Here is a 24,746-nt window from a genome sequence, read left to right on the forward strand (position 1 = left end):
TTAATCCACCTTAACTCGGACTTTGCCGGTGAGGAGATCTTGCATAAGGGCTTTTTTGATGAGATTTAGCGACTCTAATTTACCTTGTTTTGTAGATAACAAATTTTGGACACAACTTATACTGTTAGCAATTTTTATTTGTTCTATCTTCGGAGGAACCACACACGGTATTTTCTTTATATCTTCAATATTAATACGACTAACCGTTGTCCCTATCGACATTTCAAATATACTTTTCTTAGCTACTTCTGAAGTCAAAAACATTGAAAAAAAATCAGATTCAACAACATCATTATCAGGACGTAATAACACCATCCTTTGTCCCATACACACTTTTAGGTTATCTGGTACTAAACAAGACTCACCTGCTGGAGCTTCACGAGTAAATAATACATCACCCTTTGTTGGAACAGTCCTTTTCGTCCACTCATTAAATCCGTCAGAGTGAGTAAACTTCATATCATCAAATACTAACTCCCCATCTCTGACGTTGCTTGTCCGCACTACCATAAATTCCGATTGTTCAACATATGGTGCCGTTTTATGTTCGCAGTCAACAACACACTTAACTACTGTATCTAAGCTCTTAACCTCCCACCCTTTCGGAATTCTACCCACAGGGGAATCCTTAAACTCGGTATGAGGCTTGCCATCTACGCCGACACCGCAGGTCAGCAGTTCTTGCATCATGGCTGTTTTGAGGTCTTTAAGCTTATCGATTTGCGCCTGTGTTTTTTCAATCACCTCATCGACGGAGGTGAGAATCGCCGCGATTTTCTTTTGTTCTGGTTCCTTAGGAACTTTCAAATATATATCTGAAACTTGTTGTAAACTTAAATTGGGCTGAGCACCAACAGTTTGAAGTTTCATTAATTCAAGTTGAATCTGATTGCTTTTTAAATATTGGATACAAAAGCTTGTATTAATCACATCTTTCTGGAGTCTAATAATAGCTAATGCTTGATTTGTATTCGCTGGTAAGTGTCTTTTTTCAACTAAGGCTAAACGACCTAAGCTTCCTGCAATACTGAAAAGAATATCGCCATCATTAAGTTGTGAGCGCTTAAATTTTTCATTGGTTTCTGCATCTATATATGAGAATTTTGAAGGTAATAAAGTAGCGCTATTAGATACACTTTCAACTTTTACGAAATTAACCCCGTTCTCAGTATATGATTTTGGCGTTGTGCCTTTAGTAATAACGTCTGTAAGATCACCTAATCGAAATTCAGCCCACCCCTCAGGCACCACATTACTCATAACCCAACTCCTTCAAGTAACCTTGCATCACTTGCTCGGCGTCTTGCACCTGTTGGTCTAACTCATGTAGCGACACTTGGTATTTATCCCACCAGCGTTCTAGTTGGGCTATCACCTTGCTGTCTACTTCGGTGTCAGTGGGTGCATGTTGTAAAATAAACTCACGGAGCGCTTCTTTTGATGCAATTTGTGGCTTAAAGGCGTAATAGCGCTCGTCAGTGTTTGCCATGTTTTGTGTATCAAACACCAAAGACACATCAAAATCCCCTAAGATCTCTTCGCGGATGTAATCTTCTTCCACTTCACGCACTGGCACGCCACCGTGAAGAATGGCGCGTACATCAAAGATTTCTGCCGGTGGTGAGGTATCGGCGTAACGACGAATATTCAAGTTAAAATCATTGGCTTCGATTTCTGCCAGTTCCACCACTTTGGCGTAACGCTTAATGTCTTGATAGGCATCAAAAGCGGCAACAATTTTGTCTAAATCTTGTTGGCGTAGAACGTTTTGGTTTTTGCCTTCTTGATAATCCAACTCAGCATTAATAAACAACACCTTGCCTTTACGCTCGGCCGATTTGTTCTTATTGATGACAAGCAAACAAGCGGGAATGCCAGTGCCATAGAACAAGCCCGACGGCAAACCAATCACCGCTTCTAATAAATCGTCTTGTAAAATGCCCTGACGGATCGCTTTTTCACTTGAGCCACGGAACAATACTCCATGCGGCATCACCACGCCGACCATGCCTTCTGCGTTGGTGCTGGCGATCATGTGTTGCACAAAGGCTAAATCACCCGCATCTTTCGGCGGTGTGCCATAAGGGAAACGCGCAAAACCATCGCTATCACATTCTTCCTTGCCCCACTTTTTCAGTGAGAACGGCGGATTGGCGATCACACGATCAAAAGTCATTAACTCGCCGCCTTGGGTATGCTTAGGTTCGCGCAAGGTATCGCCCTTACGAATATCGGCACTTTGCACGCCGTGTAAGAACATGTTCATCTTACAAATCGCCCAAGTGTTTAGGTTCATCTCTTGGCCGTATAAAGAAAGGTTGGCAGCATTTTCACCTTGCGATTCAAGATAGCCACGGGTTTGGATTAACATACCGCCCGAACCTATGGTTGGATCGTAAATACGCATTCCTGCGCGAGGCTTTAATAGCGTCACCAGCAGTTTTACCACTTCTGACGGCGTATAAAATTCCCCACCTTTTTTACCAGCACTGTCAGCAAACATTTTGATCAAGTATTCATAAGCCGCGCCTAACATATCTGGACGTTCGAAATCTTCATTACGTAGGCGATATTGGCTAAAGTGGGATAACAAATCACGCAGTTTGGCATCCGACAATTTGTTTTTGATGTTGAAGTCGATGGTGACTAACACGCCTTCTAATGACGGGTTAAATTCTTCAATTGATTCAGTGGCTTTGTTGAGGGTTTCACCAATATTATGTTTTAAATCTTTCAGCGCTGACCAACGGGCATTTTCTGGCACATAAAAGGTGGTGTCGTATTCATCTTCATCATCAGCCAGCTCTTCTGCTTGTTCTTGGGTTTTGCCTTTGTCTAGATAATATTGCACCACACCTTGCTGAGATTCTTCAAAGGCATCAGACAGGCGTTTTAGGAATAACATGCCGAAGATGTAATCTTTATATTCAGAGGCATCCATATTGCCACGAAGAATGTCGGCGGTTTGCCATAGGAAAGATTCAAGCTGTTGCAGGGTGATTTTCGCGCTGGTGGTCATGTGGTTGTCCATTTCAAAGCTGAAAGGCTTGGTGATAAAAAGCCAAAATAATCATCTATACCCTTTTGTTTGGGTATAACATCGATATTAGGGTGGAGTGCGACAGTTGGCGTCGTAGTAAAATCTTTTAATTGCTAGAGATTCTACGGTGATGCTAGGAGGGTGACAATAGAGATATGATGAAACAAAGAGTTATATCAATTTATCGAAATGATAAGTGTTCGATTGGCTTCAAGCATGGCCATTGAAAAGCCAATAACCATTTGAAGTAAAGGAACTTATTTTCAATAGTTTATTAATCATCATCAGAATGACGCTGATCCCATTTATAAGCATAATAAAGCATCAAAGCGGCTCCTATCATGAGTCCACCTAAAGCAATGAGAAGTGGTACAAATCCATTGGCTAGGTTTATCGTAATCATATATTCCTCCGAAAGAGAATCATTTTGCTGTGGTATCGTCAGGAAAAGCCACGCATCAACGCTACACTGTCACTTATAGTCTAATCAGGAAATGAGGTATAAACTACCTGTTAATACTCAACATCATTATTCATCTGTTGAAGCTCTTTAATTTTATCTAAGAATGCCTTATCAGCCGCCTCACTTTCATCACCTTCACCAGTTGATTGACGCTTAATAATCGCTCTTTCAACTTTCTCTGCTTGTTCATCTTCTTCAAAAACGCGATATGCAGCAGCCAATGATTTAAGTTCATTGATTGATAAAGGTTCATCCCCAGTTAAACGCTTTGTTTCAAGCTTAGTAATGATTTTTTTAGCATCTTCAAAATTCAGAACTTCAACAGGGTTTTTGACGTTTATCCACGTATAAAGAAACTCAACAGAATGTACATTACGGCCATGTTTATGCAGCTTGATACCCAGGCCATCAGGAGATTCGTGAAACATGATCTCTTTTTGAGTTTTAGGATCGTTACTAAGCTCGATGATGCTTTCTCGAATGCAGCGAGTAATAAACACGCCATTGTTTGAGAATGAGCTCTTATTCTTTTTAATATCCCCTTTCTCGTCCAGAATGCCCATATAAGCCTTTAGCGCTTCAACTTCCATTAGGTTGAGCTTCTTATCGCCTTTAAAGCGAGAAAGTATCTCATAGAGGCGTTTGGTGTACTCTCGCTTCAATCCTAAGTAGCTTTTGGTATTAATCAGTGAAAAGCCTTTGTTGTATTCCACGTACTCCTTCGCTAGAGCATCGTTAGGCACTAGCGTCAAAACACGATCTTTGTATTTTGCTTTTTTAAATAGAGGGGTGAACTCAAATTCTGTATCCCCCTTTGATTCTTGGATGATCCCAATTTTTCTAGAGGAGAGACGGCTAACCACATCATTAAGTTGTGAACCAATCGCTCGATTATTCAAACCAAGCCAATCAGAAAGCTGCGCTGCAGTGAAAGTATACTCGGGAGTGTTACCTTCCCAGTCTTCAGGGCGCATGTTAGCTATCATTAAACCAAACAAGTTTGCTTCCCTAGCCGTCAAATCTTGTTGTGAGAATACGAGCTGATGCCCTTTCTTTATATGGGTTGGTAGTTTTTTAGAATTCATCGTTAACTCACACGTTTGTTTGCTACAAGCAAACATTTTTGTACTTATGCTCAAAATATACTCACACATGAAACGTAAAGCAAACAAACGTGTAAATTATGAGGTTAAATCACAGAATTATTTGCTCAATAAGGCTATCAAAGCCTAAAAGTTGTCTTCAATATGAAAAAGCAAACTTTCTTGTACACTTTAAGACAAGTAAATGATCAATAAGCAAATTTTTATGTCATCAAAGCAAACTATTTAGGTTGTAAAGCAAATAAATCTGATCCAAAAGCAAACGAATATGATCTTGCTGCAAACCTTTTTGATCTAAAAGCAAATAAACCTGTCGATTAATCATGATAAAAGCATTTAAAATCAACAATATAAAACTGCTATAGATCTCTTAGTCTTTTAGTCTAGTTAGATCTTTAGATTTGTTAGTTAATAATAGATCTTTATAGTGTGTGTGGATAAGTGAATAAATGCTGCAACCTCAACCAACAAACCTTCATACAATGTTTAAATCGACAAAATTGTTTGCTGAAAACAAGAAAAGCAAACAAATATGTAAAACAGGCTCTAAACTTACAAAAAAGTTTGCTTATAACAATAAAAGCAAACTTTTTTGTTAACTACTATAGATCCTATTTTAGGTTCCAAGTTTCGCTTCATGTAGATAATCAAACGACAGAATGAACGTTGTTTGTGAATATTGGTGGCTTGGTTGAGCCACCGATTGAGGGAGGAACGAGCGAAGAGGTTCGCGAAATCAAGCAGGAGCTACATCATCGGATTATTAACACGATATTTCATTACTTTTCATTATTTGAATCTGCATAATCCAACAAGCATTTTTCTAACTTATCCAGTTTCTTCTCTAAAGGAGAGGCGAATAAAGTCAGTAAGCCAATGACCAATGAAATACCCCAAAAAATAAAGATAACGCTCATAGATATAACCTTTCGCCATCAAGACACAATAAGTAGTGATACTATACCTTTCAAATTTGAAAACACTAACACCTAACAACCGGTATATCCCCCCACTTAGTCGTGTACTGAGGCGTTAACCTTTCTCGTCTCATTGCCCACTTTTCAACCGTACCTTGCGCTGCCACAAACAACGAATCCCTACCATAACGTTGGTTCAAGCCATCTAATACTTTCATCAATCTTGGGTCGTCAGGGTTGGGATTCAGCCAATCGATTTGCGCATGTTTGCCATCAATTAAATCAACCAGTCCAACACCGACTTTGTAATAGCGTACATCAGGCTTAAACATCTGCTCTGCAAGCTGTCTCACCGCCTGGGTAATGACGGTTGTATCTGAGGTAGGATAAGGAAAATGATGTACTGCCTTACTGCTGACTGGGATTGCATCAAAAGGTGAACTTGATGCAAAACACATCATTACTTTGCATAAGGATTGTTGCTTTCTGGCTTTAGCGGAGGCAATGCCAACATGCTTGCTTAGGGCTTGCTGTAAGGTATCTAAATCCATGATACGAGTTCCGACACTGCGTGTTGAAAAAATCTGTTTCTTATCCGCACGTATCGCATCCCATTGTTTACAAGCTTGGCCATTTAACTCTCGAACTGTGCGTTCCAACTCTACATTAAAGAATCGCTGAGCTTTCATTGGGTCAAAGCACGCTAAATCATAAGCGCTTTTAATGCCCATGACATTGAGCTTTGTCGTTAAGCGTCGGCCAATCCCCCATACTTCAGAGACAGGAACATGCTTTAAAATATGGATACGTTCAGCGTCTGAATCCAACACACAAACACCTTGATAGCCCTGTATTTTCTTTGCCGCATGATTGGCAAGTTTTGCTAAGGTCAGCGTTGGCCCCATTCCTACGCACACCGGTAAACGACATTCTTTCCATACGGATTTACGGATCAATATGCCATGCGCACGTAAATCTGGGATCGCTTGTTGGCAGTGTCTCAAAGATAAGAATGATTCATCGATGCTGTAGATATGCTGCTCAGGTGCAAAGCGCCCAATCACGGTCATCATCTTGGCTGATAAGTCGGCATATAACTCATAATTGGACGATAAAGCCACGACGCCCTTATGTTCACATAATCTTTGCACTTCAAAAAAGGGCTTAAACTTGGGGATGCCGAGCTCTTTTGCCTGGCGGTTAGCCGCGACGATACAACCATCGTTATTCGATAGAACAACGATAGGCTTGCCTCGCAAATCAGGCCGGAATACTTGTTCCGCACTACAATAAAACGCATTACCGTGACAGGTTGATGTAGGAAAAGCATCTTACACACATAAATAAATCTGGGAAATAATTCATTGATGGCTACACTGTATGTATGGCCAGTGTTTTCCATGAGGATTTTATGGCGTTTTTAATCAGATCTAGTGATGTTTTTAAAGAAACAAATCTCTCTATAAGTAATGGGCAATGTTCTGTTACACCTACCACTGATAACATTGGTTCACTGCCAACGCTTTATTCTGAACATGGTGAATTTAATCACCAAGCCAATAGCTACTTCTTCTATCAAAAGGCAATCAAGCAAACGATAGACTTACAACCCTGCGCTCAAGCTTTAAAGGACTACTATCAATTTCTTGAGGATAAAAACCTTCAATGGGATATGTTCCCACCAGTTAAGCGTTTAAAGCCAACTTACTTATTTCGATCCCATTTATTGAAGTTAATAAAAAAGGGAGAGCTTGCTCATTCCACAGCAAGTGTACGTATGAACCAAGTCGTTAATTACTATAAGTGGTTGATGCATGATGGTTATCTAAAGATTAAAAATGAAAAAGAAGCGCCCTTTAGAATGGAGTTCGTATCTATTAAGCGAACCGATATGCTGGCTCATATTGCTCCAAGCTTCATCATTGAAACCAGTGATTTAAGAATCAAAGTACCACGAGACAGTGACAGCAAAAACATTCGCCCCTTAACACCATTAAGTCAGGATGCGTTATCGACACTGACCACCTATCTACCTGTAGCATCCGAAGAACTAGGGCTTCAAATTTTAATCTCCATTGATACTGGACTTCGAATTCAAGAGGTCGCCACACTAACACTTGATGCTATCGATATTGCACAACCACTTGCTGAATCTGTGCATCGTTATGAGATAGCGGTTTCACCTCAACGAAATGGTGTTCAAACGAAATACAGCAAAGAGAGGACGATTGAAATATCGAAGACTTTGCTCGATAAACTAGACGTTTATCGTACTTCTGAGCGACGTTTGAAACGAGTTATCAAGCTAAATACCAAACTCGATAACCTAGAAGAATCAGCAAAGGGATTAAGCTACGAAACCGTTGAAGCACTAGAGTTTTGCTTAAATCATGAACCCTTGTTTGTGAGTGAGCAAGGCAACCCTGTATCACCTAAGTCCATTGAAGCTAGGTGGGGGGAGCTAAGAGCGAAAATCAAACAAACGCCCCCACCTTTTGAACATCGTTTTCACGATTTTCGTTCAACGTATGGCACATATCGCCTTAATGACCTTCTTGAAGCTGGTTTACCTGTCGCGGAATGCATGGAGCTACTCATGGGGTGGATGGGACATAAAAACGAATCAACTACTTGGAAATATTTGCGCTACCTCAAACGTAAAGAAGCCTTCAAGGTGAAATTTGGCATATTAGACAGCATCATGCATGAAGCTTTGGAGGCTGAGAATGAGTAATGTCACGCACCGTCCTAAGTGGAATCCCGACTTGTGTATTCAGTTGACGATAGAGGGTAAAAAACTAGTTGATTTTAATCGTTTATTGATAAAAAACCTTCCATCTACTGAAGATTTAAAGAAAAGTAAAAAGTTTAAAGATGCCGATAGGAAAGACTTTATTCATCAAATAAAAGCTCGATATGACGAAATTATCGAGGAAGGTGGGAGCCACGAAAAGCTATACGGCTATTTCGTAAAGTTATCTCAATACATTCGGTGGTGTGACAAGAGGGATGTTGAAACCTTTACTCAATCATCAATCGAAGGCTATATGAATTTTGAAGATGAGCGTGTCATGCTAGGGCAAATCAAAAACTCAACCTATAGAACAAGCCATGCATTATTACAGGTCATCTTTACTCAATATCTAGATTTACCCCACTCGTACTTTGATAATATTGTTACGCGATATAATCATGATACCGAACCTTTTGAAGCCTACACTCGAAGTGACTTAAAGCAAATACTCCCCTTTTTGAGGGCACTATTTAAGCAAACGCATCAACAGTTTATAGATAATCCTGAGAAACATATTCAGGCGTATCGGAACATACCAACCATGACCTTTCACTGGAAAGGATGTGAATACAAATTATGTGCAGCTACCTCTAAGATGATGTCTGCTGCTACATATCTAATGGGGTATTACACCTATGCAAACACAAGTGATTTGTTCAAGTTAAAGCAACCAGAGAATGCTTCAACCACCATTGGTGAGGTATGGTATACGATGCCAGCATTTAAACGAAGAGCGTTTAAAACCATTCGCATTGAAATGGGTGAACACGAACTAGAAATCCCAAAATATTCGATGGACTTTTTTGATAAGTTACTTGAGGCTTCACGATTAATTTCTACTGGGGAAGATGCCCTACTACTGCAAACTATTGTCATGAAAAAAGTACAGCCTGTCAAAAGGAATACCTTAAATACTTTCCTTGCACGTTGGGTGGAAAGGTACTTCACTTTCAACGATCAAACGGGGCGACGATTACGTCCTATGGTAAGTCGTTTTCGTGAAACAGGCGCACGATTAACCGCTTATCATCAGGGTGAAATAGTAAATAACATCATGCTTGGGAATACATCCAACACTCGAAAAAAGAGTTACAGTGAAGGTAATAAACACAGTAACAATGGGATGCTGCAAGACTCTTTCGCCATTCGTGAAGAACAAATAAAACAAGGCGTATCACCCAAGGAAGCACAAGAAAACCTTGGTATTGATGTGCTTGTGATTGAAAAAGAGAATGCGATTGAAATACCAAATCTCAGCCGCACATCTAATGGTGGCAGTTGTAGTGACCCCTTTGGTAGTAAGTCAGAAAAGCACACCAAAAAGGCGCTGAAGCAAGGGCTAGCCAAGGATGGAGAGCGATTGGCTTGTGCGGATTTATTGGCGTGTTTTGGTTGTCCTTATCAAGTCATCGTTCAATCCGTTGCGGATATTTGGTGCTTGCTGTCATTTAGGGCGTGCATTGAAGAGTCGCTGTACCTACATTTGGATGCTCACCATTACCGCAAGAATTTTGAACAAGTTATAGTGTTTATAGATTCTAAAATTCTTCCCGATATCAATTCTAAAATCTTAAAACAAGCTGAAGAAAAACTGAATGATGAAGGGCTTCACCCAGTGTGGAATGAGCCTGAATCCATTCTTTTCTTAATTCCTAATCGTCAACAGGAGAGCGTGTAATGCCAGTTCAGCACTTATATTTAGATAACTTCCCAGAGCAACATAAAGTAGAAGAAGCCGATGTGGTCACGCTCTATCATGAAGAACGTTTTGATGAGCTTGATAAGGTTGTGGTCTGCAAGGATGAATCAGGCAAGGTAACAGCCTACTTCGGTGATAGCGCTTGGTATTGCTTTGCGTTTTCACGAAACAAAAGGAAGCATAAGAACACTCTTAATTTCAATCAATTCAATAACAATAAAGACTTACAGCGAGAGTTGAAACTTTTTACCTACGGTTGGTTATTCAATAAAGGTCCAAAACAGCGTAAGGCTTTGAAGTTTAGTAGTATATTTTCAAGGCTCATATATACGAACATGCCTTACAGTCATTTGGTAGAGCAAGGCTTTGATTCTATACGCGCTCTTTCGAAATCATCAAATTGGACTAACTTTGAAGGGGATTTGGTTGAAAAACAATACTCTCAATCTTCAATAAGGACATGTGTTGCCTCTATCAATTCAATCATTAGAGATTCAGCATGGCATAAGGTTAAGCATGAGTTTCTTGGACCTTTAAAGCCTGACGTTGTTGCTAGAAGGTTAATTCAGTTAGAGGCACAACAAACACTGACCATTCCAGAGCGTTTGTGCGATGCCATTTATGGTAAAGCGATTGAACTGATTGAGGAAGCACACCCTAATAGGAAGCTAATTGCTCAAGTCGAGAGTGAACTTCAAGAGAACTACCGTGAAGGTGATCGACGTCTCAGTGAAAAGGTGGCAAGTGGTGAAAGCTTCCCCTTTATCTTGGCTAATGGCGAAATAGATAAAAATATACGTGCCGCTTATATACGTGACAACAAACCTCGAAACCCAAGTGATATTATTTCGCCTCTTGCACAAAAACTGCCGAACATACCACTTGCCAATAGCTCGGAATTTCAGCGATATCTAGGGCAGTTAATCAATGCAAGCTACATCGTGTGTGGCGGTTTTAGTGGTATGCGTGATTCAGAGTTAGATAAGCTCACGCCAAATAGCTATTACAAGGATACTTTTGAAGGTCGTGAGTATCATATGCTCCAATCACACACCTTTAAGTTGGGTGAAAAACGAGAAACATGGGTAACAGCCAGTTCATCTAAGATCGCGATTGAACTCATGACAACGCTAACTGAAAGGTTGCGACAAGAAGTGACCTATCCAGATAAAAAGTACACAAACACTCTTTGGGTTAACCAATCAGTTCGCTCTAAACCACCCACATTAATCTCATACTGGAATGTACGTCTTCAGCTGTTCTGCAAGCAATTCAATTTTATTGTGACAGAGGAAGATCACCAAGAATGCCTAGATTCTAACCCTCAATCACATGGGAGGGTTAAAAAGCATGTCCTAGTCGGTAAGCCTTGGCACATGGCCCCACACCAATTTAGACGCTCTTTGGCATTCTATTGCATTAAGAACCGTTTTAGCACAATGGTCGCTCTCAAGCAGCAGTTCAAGCACCTGTATCTTGCTATGACCGAGTGGTACACCAACGGTGGCAAGCTAGCCAGTTATCGAAGCCTTGTTGTGGATGAAAATATCCAATCCATGCTTGAGGACATTAACGCTGAAACCACGGCAAATAAAATCTTCAAACAGTGGCATTCTAGTGATAAATTATCAGGATCACATGGCAAAGCGATCATGCAAATGCGAGGAGATGTCCCAACCATCTACAGTTCGTGGGATGTCATCTACAAGGCCGTCAAGGATGATAAGCTCACCCTTCATGGCACGACTCATAGCTACTGTAAAAATGGATACAACTGCGATATGGATGGTGTTGTCATGCCTCAATTCTGTGTCGATTGCGGCTCAGGCAGCAGCATCATTGACGAAGAACAAGCTCGGTGGTGGCAGAAAAAGCACAACAGTTTGGTTGCTTACATGGAATCCGACGAAGATATTTCGGTGAGTGAGCGTAGCCACTACATCACCCAAGTAAGAGCAGCAGAGATAGTTATGGCTGATTTTGAACTGCCATTTACTCCTTTCGAACCTGACTTAAAGGTAGCGAACTCATGAGTAAGAGCGAAAACACATTACTAGCGCTTGAAGCGGCTCTAGAACGTATTAAACAGGATAAACCTAAGCGTATCCCTGCCCATCGCAAGCTCAGTGTACGCGCTGTTGAGGAGGAAGCGAATCTGGGCAACGGCAGTGGCTATTACTACCCCGAGTTTGTTGATAAGGTTAAACAGACTAAAGCTGAAATCGCGGCAGGCAACGGTGAAGTAATCCGGCCAGAGATCCAGACCGTGCGCACTAAGCTCAAAGAGCAAAAGCGTATCAAGGATAACTACAAGGCTAAGTATGAGACGGAGCGAGAGAAGTTAGCCTTATTTGCGGCTGCGCAGCATCACTTGAATGATAAGCTGGTTCAGGCATTAACTCGTGTGGATGAGTTGGAGCATGAAAATGCAGAGCTTCGGGAGGAGCTTTCTAGGCTGAAAAGAAGTCAGGTCGTGCCAATCAAGTAATCCACCAGTAGCTCACTGATATATTGATGTGGGCGACCAAACACTCCACACGACTGCCACTTCTTCCCTAGCTCACTTTTGGACATAACCAAGCTTGGTGTTAATTTGCGCTTTAAAACACCCTCAATCATCATTGAGGGTGTTTTAATCATCAATTATTTACTTGTTCTTTTTTTCCAATCAATTGCCCGCCTTTCTGAGACAAATAACCGAGTAAAGCACCTAGCACTAAGCCAATTAAACTTCCTTTGATATCAAAATTAGTAGCGAAATAAGTTGAACAACCAATAAATGTTCCTGGTATAAAACCAAATAGTGGGAATCGTGCCTGCCAAACCATTGCGGCAGCACCAATGCCGACAGCAATTGCGAGCCCGGCATAATTGCCTAAAAAGGGTGAAATATATCCCGCCATGGTTGCAATGATAAACCCCCATAAAACACCGCTACTATTTGTAATTAAAGAATCTTTTAGGCCTTTTAGTTCACCTCCGGCGGCATAAAAACTAGCCCAAGATAAAAACCCGGCGAATGTTATAAATTGTAAATAAGCGCTGCTACCAGCCCATACTCCAGCCAGAATACCAACACTAATACCAATTGCGACAAGAATATTCATATTACTCATTCCTTTGGATGATTGTTTTTGGCCAATACAATCCCTGCCAGTGAATAATTCAGGCCACAATTAACAACATCACTTGAGGTTTTTAATAAGCCCCCATACTGAGGGCATATGTTTATTAGCGCTTGATCTGTTTAAACTCACGAGTAGTTTTAATCAGTGCGACTTCTGTTGGTAATCGTTCCATTGAACTCGCACCGTAAAACCCATGACATTCAGGACAGTTTTCCATAATGAATTGAGCATCTTCTGGTGTAGCGATTGGGCCGCCATGACATAAAACAATCACATCATCACGAACCGCTTTAGCAGCTTTTGCCCACTCATTGATTAAAGGAACGCAACCAGCCAGTGTCAAAGCAGTTTCTGCACCAATGTTACCGCCAGTAGTCAATCCCATATGCGGAACAATAATATCTGCACCGGCTTTTGCCATTGCAATTGCATCTTCTTTGCTGAATACATAAGGTGTGGTTAATAAGCCTTTTTGATGCGCTTTACTGATCATATCGACTTCAATACTATAGCCCATTCCTGTTTCTTCCAGATTGGCCCGGAAATTTCCATCAATCAAACCTACTGTTGGAAAATTCTGTACACCGGAAAAACCGGTCGCAATGACGTCATCTAAAAATTTATCCATTTGGCAAAATGGGTCTGTTCCGTTTACACCAGCCAATACAGGCGTGTGTTTCACAACAGGCAACACTTCTTTCGCCATATCCATCACGATATCGTTGGCATTACCATATGCCAAAAGCCCAGCCAGCGAACCCCGACCTGCCATCCGATAACGGCCTGAGTTGTAAATCACAATCAAATCAATGCCACCGGCTTCTTCACACTTAGCTGATAAGCCTGTTCCAGCTCCGCCGCCAATGATTGGTTCACCACGAGCAATCATAGCTCGAAATTTGTTCAGAATTTCCTGACGAATAGTTTGAATAGACATAGTTATCTCCAGATCAATTAACGATAAATAGACAGAAACTCTTTAACCGCAGCTTGTGCAAAAAGAGGATCATTAATGTTGTAAGGAAGTTTAATTAGGCGACGTTTTTCAGTTTGGATGACTGTTGCTTCAAGTGCGTTGAATAAGGCTGTATCAGCTTCTGGATCCCAGAATGCCTGCTCTGGTGTATCGAGTACTGACACACCACCTTCAGGGATCAAGAAACGAACCTCACCGTCGCATTGATTTAATTTATTACCAATCCAACGCCCCATTTCAGCGCATTCGTTTGCAGTTGTACGCATCAAAGTGACTTGCGCGTTATGTTTATAGAAAAGACGGTTTGCATACTTTTGCGGCACAGTATCAATATGAGCAAAATTGACCATATCTAGGGCACCGCAAGAGCCCACATAGGGAATTTTTGAACGTATAACGGCACCGAAACGGTCTTCTGTGCAAGCTAATACACCATCAAATAAATAATCACAGACTTCTGTTGTAGTCAGATCAAGAAGTCCATTGAGGAGTTTACTATCAGCCAGTTTTTCCATTGCTCGGCCACCACTGCCTGTGGCATGAAACACCAAACAATCAAAGTCTTTATCTAGTAGAGCTGTCACCTCCTTGATGCAAGGTGTTGTGACACCAAACATAGTTAAACCAAGGGATGGCTTATCTGCTTCTGTGTTATTAGCAGCCTCTTCTGATGAAAAATATACCTGTCCAGTGATGGCATTGGCTGCATTCGCTAGCACGCGACGCGAGATTCGATTCAAACCGGCAACGTCAGTGACTGAATACATCATGGCAATGTCACTGGCACCTATGTAACCAGATATATCACCAGATGCCATAGTTGAAACCATCAGTTTTGGAAGCCCAATTGGTAAAGCTTGCATTGCTGGCGTGATCAACGCAGTACCACCAGAACCACCTAATCCCAATAGTGCAGCGATATCATCACAATTAAGAACGAAGCGCTCAAATGCGACAGACATGGCAGTAATAGCTTTACCACGATCGCCACAGAACACAGCTCCAGCACCTTCTGGGTGAAACTCAGCAACCGTCCTTGCGTTAATATCTGCCCCACGATCTTCATTTGACGGTTTTGTGGAGAGATCTACAGTGACTGGATGCAGTCCTTTTTGCTGAATAAGGTCTTTAACGAACTGAACTTCAGCTCCCTTAGTATCCAGCGTAGTGGCAATGTAAATACTACGATTTTTCGTTTTCATAGAATTCCCTGTTGTCGGTGAATACACATGGATACTGAGTGCATCAGGTATCCTCGACTCATTGCGATATTTATTATCGTACTGAACTTCTGAGCCGCCGTATTAATTGCTATATTAAGCTCGATTAGACAGGAGTACTACGACAAAATGAGACAAAAGTATCAAAATGAGAATGGGATCTCAAAATCCCGTGCATCAGTACCACACGAAACTCAGCTAACAGGGGCTAAAGCTCGAACATGGAATTTATTGCTTTCTACTGCATTACGTATGCTGGAAGATGGATGGTTCCCATCGATAACTGAATTAGCTAATGCAGCTGGTGTAGGAAGAGCTACAGCCTATCGCTATTTCCCAACTCAAAGTGCTCTAGTATCTGCTGTTGTTGATGAAAGTCTTGGCCCTATTCTGGCGTGGCAACCCAAAGAGCAAACAGCGACAAAACGGGTTGTTGAATTATTAGAGTTTGCGTATCCACAGATGTTGCAACATGAAGGCGCTCTAAGAGCAACGCTTCAAGTATCTTTACAGCAATGGGCTGCTGAGCGAGCAAATAAATTAGAAGATAATGAACTACTGATAAGGGGACATCGGAAAAAATTATTGGCATTAGCTACGGCACCTTTAGCTAATTCATTATCAGAGAAAGATTTCCAACGATTGCAATATGCTTTATCTCTTGTCTATGGATCTGAAATTTTTATGGTTCTGAAGGATATATGGCATCTTGAATTGGATGGTATCCAAGATGTTACGCAGTGGATGGCTAAGGCATTAATTAATCAGGCTGAAGCTGATTTCAAAAACAAGAATGATTAAAGTTTATGTAACTTAGATAGGAAGGTTGCTTGAGTTACCAATCTGCACATGAGTTAAGCAAATGAAAGAGAAAAGCTTTATTCATTGTAAACCAAGACATAATGCGTATTGGAATAACCTGTATTAAATACGCTTATGAGTAGCTATAAACAGCCTTGGCTGTGTCCAACCAGGCATATATCTATTCATAAGCGCATGTACAGAAAAACAAAGAAAATGATTCGAGTATTTAACTCGTTTTGGGGCATAAATGAGTTTGGTGGCGCTATTCATCAGCTCACCACACCTTGAGCCTCGCCTTTTGGAGTGACAAATTATCTGGAAATTGGTATTCTAAAAACTCGAATGTTAGGAAAAATAGTCAAAAACTACTGTTTTTCTGGAAAAGGCTGAGAAGCCTTATCACACATACCTTTCCAGATTTATTTCAGAATCGACCTGTCGCGGTAACGCATTGGCATCGACTAACGCAAACATTTAGCACCAAGATACAGGTAGGTGACAGCGTAGAGAGCAAATGACTACCCCCTCAACAGAAAACGCATCTAAATCATGAATCGAAATAGGCGCATAATCTTCATTGGATGACAACAATAACCCTCGTTGAGTATTGATTCGCTTGCACACGAACTCGCCATTAAAGTTAGCTACAATAATACTGTTATTAACCACATTAACTGCCCTATCGACGATTAAAATATCATCATCAAAAATGCCATCATCACGCATAGATTCTCCAGAGACGCGACTAAAAAATGTTGCATGTGGGTGCTTAATTAAAAGTGCATCAAGATCTAACCCTAGTTGAGAGTATTCCGAGGCTGGAGATTCAAAACCAGTTATACCGGCACTGACAGAAATTGGAGTGACTTTCATAGAAACACCTAAAAATAATACTGTACAAAAACACAGTGTTATTTTTAGGGATATTGTTAGAAAACGCAAGGAGAAACTAATTTCTCATTACAAGGCTATCATTAAATAAATGAAAGATAAGAAAATTTGAAATGATGTGGTGAAGTGCGTCAATCGAAGATTGTCCACTTATCCACATCAGCTATAAGATCTATTTAATACTATTAAAACTATAATATCTATGTGATCTATAAAAACTATAGGTACGGTAAGTTATTGTTTTAAAATAAATTAAATGGGTTTTGTGATCACTTTTTAGGTGGGTTGATCACATATTTTAGGTATTGATGATCACATAGTAGGCTTCTTTGATCTTAATTTAGGTATGTTGATAACACTTTTTAGGTGTTTGTGATCATTTATTAGGTATTTAGATGACACAATTTAGGTAATTAATGGTTTTGCTAATGACAAAACCATTTTTTGTTACCTTTTACCTAAATTATGTTATTTGTTTGCTTAGATCTTAGCTGGTAAACCTAAGATCCGTTTTGTTGACCTAAAAAGTGTTATGAATGCAACTTTTTTAGTGAGTAGATAACATAATTTAGGTATATACACCTAAAAAGTGTAACCTAGGTCTCAGTAATCTGGGTTGTCGTTTATCTCAATGAGAGTATTAATTTTTTCTAAAACGGAGTCCACTTCCACTTCTTCTTGCTGTGGCTCTATGATTGCTTGGCGTTTTGCTAAGCTTTGATCCACTTTATCTGCATACTCATCTTTTCCTAAGTATCGGTATGCCATTGACAGTTTGATTAGTTCTTCATCTGATAGGCGTTCTTTATGCTGTAAGCGCTTTAGTTCAAGCACTTGAATCGTGTTTTTAGCATCATGTAGATTGAGCTCTTCAACGTTACCTTGTTTAAGCCAACGGAATAAGAACTTTATCTCTACGATACGATTCCCCTTCTTGATAAGTTCAAAGCCTTTATCGCCATTGCTACTTTCTAAAAATAAAAGCTCTTTTCTAATTGTTGGGTGTTTAGAAAGTTCTTCAATACTGTTACGAATACAACGTTTCATGAACACACTGTTGTTTTTAAATGAGCTTTTATCTTTTTTAAGTTTTCCTGCTTCATCAAGTAAGCCAAAAACACCTTTCAAATCATTCAGTTTTTGAGGGTGCATTTCAAAACCCTGGTCTTTAAAGCGGCTTAATAATTCATAAAGTCGCTTTGAGTATTCTTTATTAAGATCAAGAAAGTTATGTGTATTGATAAGCGCAAACCCTTGATTGTACTCAATGTACTCGGCTTTAAGCATATCGTTCGGCACCATTGTTAACACGCCGTTTTTGTATTTTATATTTTTGAACAAAGGGCGGTAATCAAATTCTACCTCTCCCCTACTCGTCTCTATTTTTATCCCAACTTTATGGCTGGCAAGTCGATTGGCCACTGGGCTTAAGTTACTGCCAATATGTTTGGAGTTAATACCTAGCCATTCAGAAAGTTGATGTGATGTGAATTCATAATGGGGGGTGTTTTGATCCCAGTCGGTTACTTTCATATTGGCAATCATAAGAGCAAAAAGGTCAGCTTCTCGCGCAGACAAGTCTTGTCTACTAAATACAAGTTGATGTCCTTTCTTTATGTGTTTTGGGAGCTTGTCGCTGACGACTGGGTAATATAAAGACTGATCTTCCATTCTAATAATCCAAATGACAGAATTTAGGTGATAATAACAGAATTTAGGTAGTGACACCTAGATTTTGTTATCTAGTTGGTATCTCTATCACCTGGATTATTCAGGCTGAATATTGACAAAAATATTCGATGTAAACAGGAGTTAACCTTTAAAGTGGTGTGTGTTTGGTTAGCTACTGTTTTAAAGGAAGAAGGAGACTCATTGGAATCTATCGTCCCTACCCTACTCCTTAAGTAAATTTGTATACTATTTTTAATTCGATGATTATTTGTGAACCCGGTAGTAGTAACGTTGAATAGCTTTGAAGCAACTGCCTGAGAGGTATAAAGAATCATAGTGAACCAAATTAGGTTTTGACAGAATTGAGTCAGTAGCTTTATTAATTGATAAATAATTAAAGGTATTGATAAGTTGCTTAGTGAAGCGTCCAATCTTGTTATCACTATCGTTCAATATTCGAGACAGCAACGTCCAAATATAAAGGACTAACAAGCGGCAAATTCAGCCTGAGGTATTACAACACTCATGCGTGCGAAATCATGGGGAATGATAATGCTATAAAAAAGTCATAGACTAGGTATGCCTGTCAGATGATAACGGATAGTCATATAACGGCGTCGTTGATCCTCAAACTGATCTGACTATTGAGCTAGTAAACCAACTATAAGTAACTTATATTGCACTTATAGTTAATTTTTTAGATAGTCATCATAAAAGTGAATTATAGTGAACTTATAATAAAAGAGGAACCTAACAGTTATAAAAGTACATTAAAAGGCACTTATGAAAAAAGGTAAGATGGTAAAGGCACAACCTATGCCTGATTTGAATACCGAGTTCAGTATGGAAGCGCTGGGGAGCGCCATTCGCTCAAAGCGCACCGATAAAGGTTGGCGTATTGATGATCTCGCTTTAAAAGCCAATTTATCTCGTAGAACTGTCATGAAGGTAGAAAAAGGCGATACCAGTGTCACCTTTGCCAATATACTCGTCCTCATGGATATCTTAGGGCTGTCGTTACGCCTTGTCGACTTGAACCTATTTATTCGTCCACAGAGCCAAATAATCTCCCAAGATGAAAACAGTGTGCGAAGCAATGAGGACGGTTGGTATGAGTAAGTTACAACAGTTAGACGTGTTTATCGGTACGAATACCAAGATTGGTCGTTTGATTCTTCCTGTCGGAACAGAAGCAGAGTTCTCATCCATCTATGAAAATGAATGGAAACACATTGGTTTCCCGATTTCTCCACATATCCCTTTCGATGATCAGGCTTCACCACGTAGTATCGAAAACTATCTCAGAAATCTCCTTCCTGAAGGTGAAGCTTTTGAGGAGATGATACAAAACACTACTATCTCCAAAAGCAATACGTTCGGACTGATTCGTAAGCTTGGTGCGGAAACATCAGGCGTATTATCTTTTCGAGCTCCAGGCTCAGAGCCTCAGAATACCAGCTTTAGACCTGTACCTGATGATGAGCTAATAGAACAACTAGAGCGAAATCTAGCGCAACTAGTATATTGGGACGGCAAGGTTCGCCTTTCGGTTGCTGGAGTTCAAAACAAGTTAAACCTACTTTAGCGCGGTAATGAGTGGGGGTTTGGTGAAGGCAAATTAACTTCAGACTACATTCTGAAGTTTGAAAGCGGTAAAGCACCGTGCATTGCTGTTAATGAGTTCTTCTGTATGACATTAGCCAAGCTAGCAGGTTTGGATGCCGCTAATGTTGAGTTAACTCGTATAGGGATGACTAGGACACTGATAATAGAGAGGTTCGATCGTTCCTATATCGAAGATCGTGATGTCGTTCAACGAAAACATGTGATTGATGGTTGTCAGGCGACTGACTTACCTCCTGGTTACAAATACGAGCGTCAGAATGGGGATGAAGGCGATGGCGTATATATGCGTGATGGCGTTTCTTTCCCACGTCTACTTAACGTCAAAACCATAGACACGGTAATCACTAACCTAAAGCTTACCCAATGGATGCTCTTTAATCTAGCAACGCTAAACTACGATGCTCATGGTAAAAATATTAGCTTTTTCGTGATCCCTAAAGGTCTTGAACTGGCCCCTTTTTATGATTTAGTAAACATAGAAGCTATCGCTCAAGAGGGAGCAAAGCACAACTCACGAAGCGGTAAATTGTCTAGTCATGATGGGCGTGCCGCCAGTATTCCTCAATATTTTGCCATGTCGATTGGTGATTGGGATAGTGAAGACTTTCAAAATCCGCCGAAAGGTAACTTTCAATCCCCTATAACCAGCTATGATTTAGCTGAGTTCGGCGCTCTGCTGGGCTACTCAGGCACAAAAATGGCTTCCATAATGGTAGAAACCGTTAGTGCTATAAAGAATGCCCTGAAAGAAACAATTGGACTTACCGAAGCTCAAGGAATTGATGATAGAGAGCGTGAACACATAGAACTATGTGTATCACTCATCCAAACAGAATGTGAATACTTGCTAGCGCAAGCCGGCAGTGTGCCAGAAATGAGCGAACTTCTTTAATGGTAACTTCAACGAAACCTAGATTATTTGTCATTATTCAGGCTGAATATTGACAAGGAAAGTGACATGAAGATGCATCATTTTGTTATTGTTCATGACACAACTAATGCTTTAATTTGGCTATGATAGTTATGTATTGTTGTGAAAATCTGGATATTAGGCTGAAATAGTGGATGGTAGGGGAGCAATTCGATTCATTCACATAAATTAGTTTATTCTTGAGCGGGTACAAAAAATAGATTCCCAAAATGAAAAAGACATGACAAATGATTGAGCTGTTGAGAAGAGCAACTTACAACAGACACATGAGTTTGTTGATACCCCAAATTGACGGTTTGATTTTTCTTAATGGTATTAAAGTAGAATTTTTCTTCGTCGATTAACATAGTTGGAACAGGTTGGTTTTCCTATTTCACCACATATTCCTTCCTCAATACTCATGGTTTTCCACGTAGCACCGAGAACAAGCTCAGCTTCTACTTGAAGTAGGGGGCTAGACACATAAAGCTATGTTTATCTCTCATTCTAAAAGAGAGTGAATATTTATCATTATTCAGGCTGAATATTGACAAGAGTTAAACGTAAAGTATCAAAAAATCGATACTTAAATAAGAAAGCGTATCAGTATAGTGATACGATGTTACTGTGTTCCTCTAGATTAGATATTAATTATGGCTAAACATCTACATTCTCAGTATTTCGTAAAATCCATTGCAATTAAGCAGTTAAAGGAAAAAGTGAATAGTTTAATTGGCTTAAGGTTGCCGACAATGCCCAAACAAGGTTGGGTTCGCACTATTCGTGAAGCACTAGATATGTCAGGAGCTCAACTAGGGGCTAGGTTAGGTATATCTCGTAATAAAATTTCGATTCTTGAACGAAAAGAAGCAGACGGCAGCATAACAATAAATCAATTAAAGCAGTTAGCATCAGGCGTAGATTCTGAGTTGCTCTATGCCATTGTACCGAAACAAACAGTGGAACAAACCATAGAAGAACGAGCTTATGATTTGGCGAAAAATTTAGTTGATATTACTAATCAACATATGTTTTTGGAAATGCAGCAACTAAGTCCTGAAAAACAAAATGAAATGATTAGGTTATTGGCTGATGAAATAAAACAATCAGGTGGTCGGGCGCTGTGGAAGTCTTAATAAAAGTAATGATTATTAGTATAGAGAGAGCATTGAAATAAAACTGAGGCTTTTTTAATGAAGTCTCAGTTTATTATCTAAACTTAATTATTGTGATTACTTATTATTTTAGTTATTGCCTGATCCAACTCATCTTGAACCTTCTTCGGCAATCTTCCAAACTCATACGAGAAGTTACGGCCTTTCACGCGCTTACGTGCAAACACGCCTTTGGTCTCGAACTCTGCTAATGGGGTGACTTCAGCTTTGTCTCTTTCTTGCTTAGCTTCGGCTATTTTTAGCTCAGCTTTGATCGCTGAAAGTAGGGCGTCTTTTTGCTCTTCTACTGAATATTCAACCTGAATATTGACAAGTTTTTTCTCAATGGTTTTGATAAATGATGTTAAAGAAGCCTTATCGCTAAAGGTTTTCATGACTTTATCAAGAAGCGAATAATCCTGGTGAGATAGGGCATTGGTGACAGGGAATAATGCCACTAACTTTGAATCAATATTTGCTGCTTTAATGGCCTTACTGACGCCAGCTTGGCTTAATCCTAGTTCTTGGGCAAGTTCGGCTTGAGTAATATCAGCTTTCGCTTTTTTTAGCGCAAGGCACTGCATACCAATTTCACGCAAGTTGTGCTCTTTGGCCGTTTGTAGCTGTTTGGCCAACGCTTTGGCGTCACTGGTTGATAGGGCATCTTTGGTTACTAAGATTATAAATTGGTCTAGCTTGCCTTCTTCCAGTAGGAAACGTGCGCGACGACGAGAGCCATCTAGCACATCGATTTTTCCATCAACTTCATAACCTACGGCAGGGTAGAACTGTTGGAATTGAATCGAATCGAGATCTTGTAATGATTCTTTGGTGAGTAATGACTGATCACGGCCATTTACATCAAAGGTGACAAAGGTATTGTTCTTTACTTGCTCATAACTCAGTGTGAGTTCATGGAAGGTTGCTTTCTGGCCTGATGCTAATTCCCAGTCAACACTTTTGCCAACCGCTTCAATACCAAACTGCTTAGCGAGAAATGCTTCTACCGATTGACCACTTTTTTCAATCTCAGTAGAAAGCTGGCGAGATAGTGAGTCTATATTCACTTGAGTGGCACCTTGCTGTGCTTCTTGAGAGCCGACTGTGTTTCCTAGTGGGCTGATCGCTCCGCGTTTCTTCGCCATTATGCTTGCTCCTGTTCACGCCATACGCTGAGAATGTCACGCTGAATTTGACTTGTGACCTCGTAACTATTTTGTTGTGCTGTTTGAAAAGTAGATTTACTTTTCGGGTACTCACTTTTTGACATATCAAACACGGTTGAGAGTAGTGAGGATGATTGTCTGATCGCTTCACTGTTTTTGAACTCTTTTGAGTACAAATAGGGTGCAAAGTGATCATAAAGGCTGTTCATCAGCTCGGTCGTGGTTGAGCTGTCTTTATGATTGGTTAGCAATATTTTCATAAAATCATAACCGGCATGGTCGGCATTTTTCAGTAATGCCCAGACCTGTGGAATGTAGCTAAAGTATGAACAGGTTGCATCGATGTCATTTTCTGTAATGGAGAGCGGAAAGACAACACTGGTAGCGGCATAGTAGGCATTGTAAGTAGCATAGCCAAGTGATGGTGGCGTATCGATGATGATGATATCGAACTCATCTTTAACCGTATCAATGATCGTGCTTAAAATAGAGTAAGGGGAGGGTAGTTGTTGACTGAATACTTGTTCATGGAACCAGCCTTCGATAGCTCTATCCGTTTGAGATGCCGGCAAAATTCGTAGGTTCGGTATAGTGGTAGGTAGAAAAGCCTCCGATACAGCCTGTTCGTAGGTTTCACCTTCATCTAAATCAAAGTTACGCATCATTAAATCACCAACGGATAAACAGCCTTCCTGGGCCGCTTCTGGTGCGTAATACATCGATAGGGTGGCTTGTCCATCCATATCAATTAAACCTACACGGTACTCTTGATGAAATTCAGTCGCTAAACCTGATGCAATAGTTGCGGCCGATACGGTTTTACCCACACCACCTTTTTGGTTCTGAATAACAATCACTTGTGCTGTTTGCTTACTACTACGTTCGAATTTAATTTCTTTACGTAAAGATTCAGGAAGTAGGGCACGAACTTGATACATTTCTTCAATATCAATTGACCATTGAGAATCTTCATGACGTCTAGGGTCAATTTCTGCACTGGCGACATACTTATCGAGTGTTTTAGCATCGATACCTAAATAGGTTGATGCTTCGGCTCGTGTGAAGTTACGCAATTCTTTGCGATGGTTTGCCAACAAGCGCAAGTTACGACGCTTTATGTATTGGTCCGCGCCTTCTTTAAGTTGCTGAAAATCTTGTGTGGTGTTGGTGTGATTGGTATCCAT

The 24,746-nt window shown here is 40.3% G+C and carries 19 protein-coding genes and 2 pseudogenes; 8 read left to right on the top strand and 13 right to left on the bottom strand.

Translation table 11 applies throughout. The features are described 5' to 3' along the window. From VCASEI_RS19135 to VCASEI_RS19150, 6 genes and pseudogenes are all read right to left on the bottom strand, one after another. Complete coding sequence (locus VCASEI_RS19135) at window positions 1–1,260, bottom strand: restriction endonuclease subunit S (RefSeq protein ID WP_089110664.1); 1,260 nt, start codon at window positions 1,258–1,260, stop codon at window positions 1–3. Then, a complete protein-coding gene (locus VCASEI_RS19140) occupies window positions 1,253–3,019 on the bottom strand; it encodes a type I restriction-modification system subunit M (protein WP_089110665.1) in 1,767 nt (588 codons plus the stop codon). The genes VCASEI_RS19135 and VCASEI_RS19140 overlap by 8 nt, the downstream gene beginning before the upstream one ends. Before the next feature lie 295 nt (window positions 3,020–3,314). Continuing rightward, entirely contained in the window at window positions 3,315–3,443 is a 129-nt protein-coding gene (locus VCASEI_RS19810; protein ID WP_264298504.1) for a hypothetical protein, read from the bottom strand. Window positions 3,444–3,553: 110 nt separating this feature from the next. Then, complete coding sequence (locus VCASEI_RS19145; protein WP_394347163.1) at window positions 3,554–4,588, bottom strand: replication initiation protein; 1,035 nt, start codon at window positions 4,586–4,588, stop codon at window positions 3,554–3,556. Between the two features lie 797 nt (window positions 4,589–5,385). Continuing rightward, window positions 5,386–5,523, bottom strand: coding sequence for a hypothetical protein (locus tag VCASEI_RS19530; RefSeq protein WP_162621117.1), 138 nt, complete (start codon window positions 5,521–5,523; stop codon window positions 5,386–5,388). A 65-nt stretch (window positions 5,524–5,588) separates the two neighbouring features. Further along, window positions 5,589–6,824, bottom strand: a pseudogene (locus VCASEI_RS19150) (Y-family DNA polymerase); the annotation flags it as partial. 110 nt (window positions 6,825–6,934) lie between these two features. On the opposite strand from VCASEI_RS19150, the gene VCASEI_RS19155 reads away from it, so the two are divergent. From VCASEI_RS19155 to VCASEI_RS19170, 4 genes are read left to right on the top strand one after another with little or no spacing between them, the layout of a single operon-like run. Further along, entirely contained in the window at window positions 6,935–8,257 is a 1,323-nt protein-coding gene (locus VCASEI_RS19155) for a tyrosine-type recombinase/integrase (protein WP_089110668.1), read from the top strand. Further along, window positions 8,250–9,995, top strand: a complete 1,746-nt coding sequence (locus VCASEI_RS19160) for a hypothetical protein (protein ID WP_089110669.1) — start codon at window positions 8,250–8,252, stop codon at window positions 9,993–9,995. Before VCASEI_RS19155 ends, VCASEI_RS19160 begins: the two co-directional genes overlap by 8 nt. Continuing rightward, a complete protein-coding gene (locus VCASEI_RS19165) occupies window positions 9,995–12,049 on the top strand; it encodes a hypothetical protein (protein ID WP_089110670.1) in 2,055 nt (684 codons plus the stop codon). Before VCASEI_RS19160 ends, VCASEI_RS19165 begins: the two co-directional genes overlap by 1 nt. Then, window positions 12,046–12,504 (top strand): hypothetical protein, encoded by a 459-nt coding sequence (locus tag VCASEI_RS19170; RefSeq protein WP_089110671.1) that lies wholly within the window; start codon window positions 12,046–12,048, stop codon window positions 12,502–12,504. The genes VCASEI_RS19165 and VCASEI_RS19170 overlap by 4 nt, the downstream gene beginning before the upstream one ends. Window positions 12,505–12,655: 151 nt before the next feature. On the opposite strand, the gene VCASEI_RS19175 is transcribed toward VCASEI_RS19170, so the two are convergent. The 3 genes from VCASEI_RS19175 to VCASEI_RS19185 form a co-directional block, all read right to left on the bottom strand. Continuing rightward, window positions 12,656–13,123, bottom strand: coding sequence for a DUF1097 domain-containing protein (locus VCASEI_RS19175; RefSeq protein ID WP_162621118.1), 468 nt, complete (start codon window positions 13,121–13,123; stop codon window positions 12,656–12,658). 124 nt (window positions 13,124–13,247) lie between these two features. Beyond that, a complete protein-coding gene (locus tag VCASEI_RS19180) occupies window positions 13,248–14,081 on the bottom strand; it encodes a phosphoenolpyruvate hydrolase family protein (protein ID WP_089110673.1) in 834 nt (277 codons plus the stop codon). Between the two features lie 17 nt (window positions 14,082–14,098). Continuing rightward, a complete protein-coding gene (locus VCASEI_RS19185; protein WP_089110674.1) occupies window positions 14,099–15,322 on the bottom strand; it encodes a Tm-1-like ATP-binding domain-containing protein in 1,224 nt (407 codons plus the stop codon). A gap of 147 nt (window positions 15,323–15,469) precedes the next feature. Between VCASEI_RS19185 and VCASEI_RS19190 the strand changes: the two genes are divergently transcribed. Continuing rightward, window positions 15,470–16,141 carry a TetR/AcrR family transcriptional regulator gene (locus VCASEI_RS19190; protein WP_089110675.1) on the top strand — a complete coding sequence of 224 codons (672 nt, stop codon included), beginning with the start codon at window positions 15,470–15,472 and terminating at the stop codon, window positions 16,139–16,141. A 477-nt stretch (window positions 16,142–16,618) separates the two neighbouring features. Here the strand turns inward: VCASEI_RS19190 and VCASEI_RS19195 are convergent, their stop codons facing one another. Both VCASEI_RS19195 and VCASEI_RS19200 read right to left on the bottom strand, forming a co-directional pair. Then, a complete protein-coding gene (locus VCASEI_RS19195) occupies window positions 16,619–17,017 on the bottom strand; it encodes a LexA family protein (protein ID WP_089110676.1) in 399 nt (132 codons plus the stop codon). A 621-nt stretch (window positions 17,018–17,638) separates the two neighbouring features. After that, window positions 17,639–18,706 (bottom strand): replication initiation protein, encoded by a 1,068-nt coding sequence (locus VCASEI_RS19200; RefSeq protein WP_089110677.1) that lies wholly within the window; start codon window positions 18,704–18,706, stop codon window positions 17,639–17,641. A gap of 783 nt (window positions 18,707–19,489) precedes the next feature. Here VCASEI_RS19200 and VCASEI_RS19205 point away from each other — a divergent pair. The 3 genes and pseudogenes from VCASEI_RS19205 (at window position 19,490) to VCASEI_RS19215 (ending at window position 22,378) form a co-directional block, all read left to right on the top strand. Next, the gene (locus tag VCASEI_RS19205; RefSeq protein ID WP_027695148.1) at window positions 19,490–19,825 is read left to right on the top strand and encodes a helix-turn-helix domain-containing protein; all 336 of its coding nucleotides are present in this window, start codon (window positions 19,490–19,492) and stop codon (window positions 19,823–19,825) included. Beyond that, window positions 19,818–21,224: pseudogene (locus tag VCASEI_RS19210) on the top strand (HipA domain-containing protein). Before VCASEI_RS19205 ends, VCASEI_RS19210 begins: the two are co-directional and overlap by 8 nt. A 671-nt stretch (window positions 21,225–21,895) precedes the next feature. Next, window positions 21,896–22,378, top strand: a complete 483-nt coding sequence (locus tag VCASEI_RS19215) for a mobile mystery protein A (protein ID WP_027695149.1) — start codon at window positions 21,896–21,898, stop codon at window positions 22,376–22,378. 83 nt (window positions 22,379–22,461) lie between these two features. Here VCASEI_RS19215 and VCASEI_RS19220 read toward each other — a convergent pair whose 3' ends face one another. Both VCASEI_RS19220 and VCASEI_RS19225 read right to left on the bottom strand, forming a co-directional pair. Further along, a complete protein-coding gene (locus VCASEI_RS19220; RefSeq protein WP_089110678.1) occupies window positions 22,462–23,541 on the bottom strand; it encodes a ParB family protein in 1,080 nt (359 codons plus the stop codon). Beyond that, the gene (locus tag VCASEI_RS19225; RefSeq protein ID WP_089110679.1) at window positions 23,541–24,746 is read right to left on the bottom strand and encodes a ParA family protein; all 1,206 of its coding nucleotides are present in this window, start codon (window positions 24,744–24,746) and stop codon (window positions 23,541–23,543) included. Before VCASEI_RS19225 ends, VCASEI_RS19220 begins: the two co-directional genes overlap by 1 nt.

The sequence above is a fragment of the Vibrio casei genome (assembly GCF_002218025.2).
In the GTDB taxonomy this organism is placed as follows: Bacteria; Pseudomonadota; Gammaproteobacteria; order Enterobacterales; family Vibrionaceae; genus Vibrio; species Vibrio casei.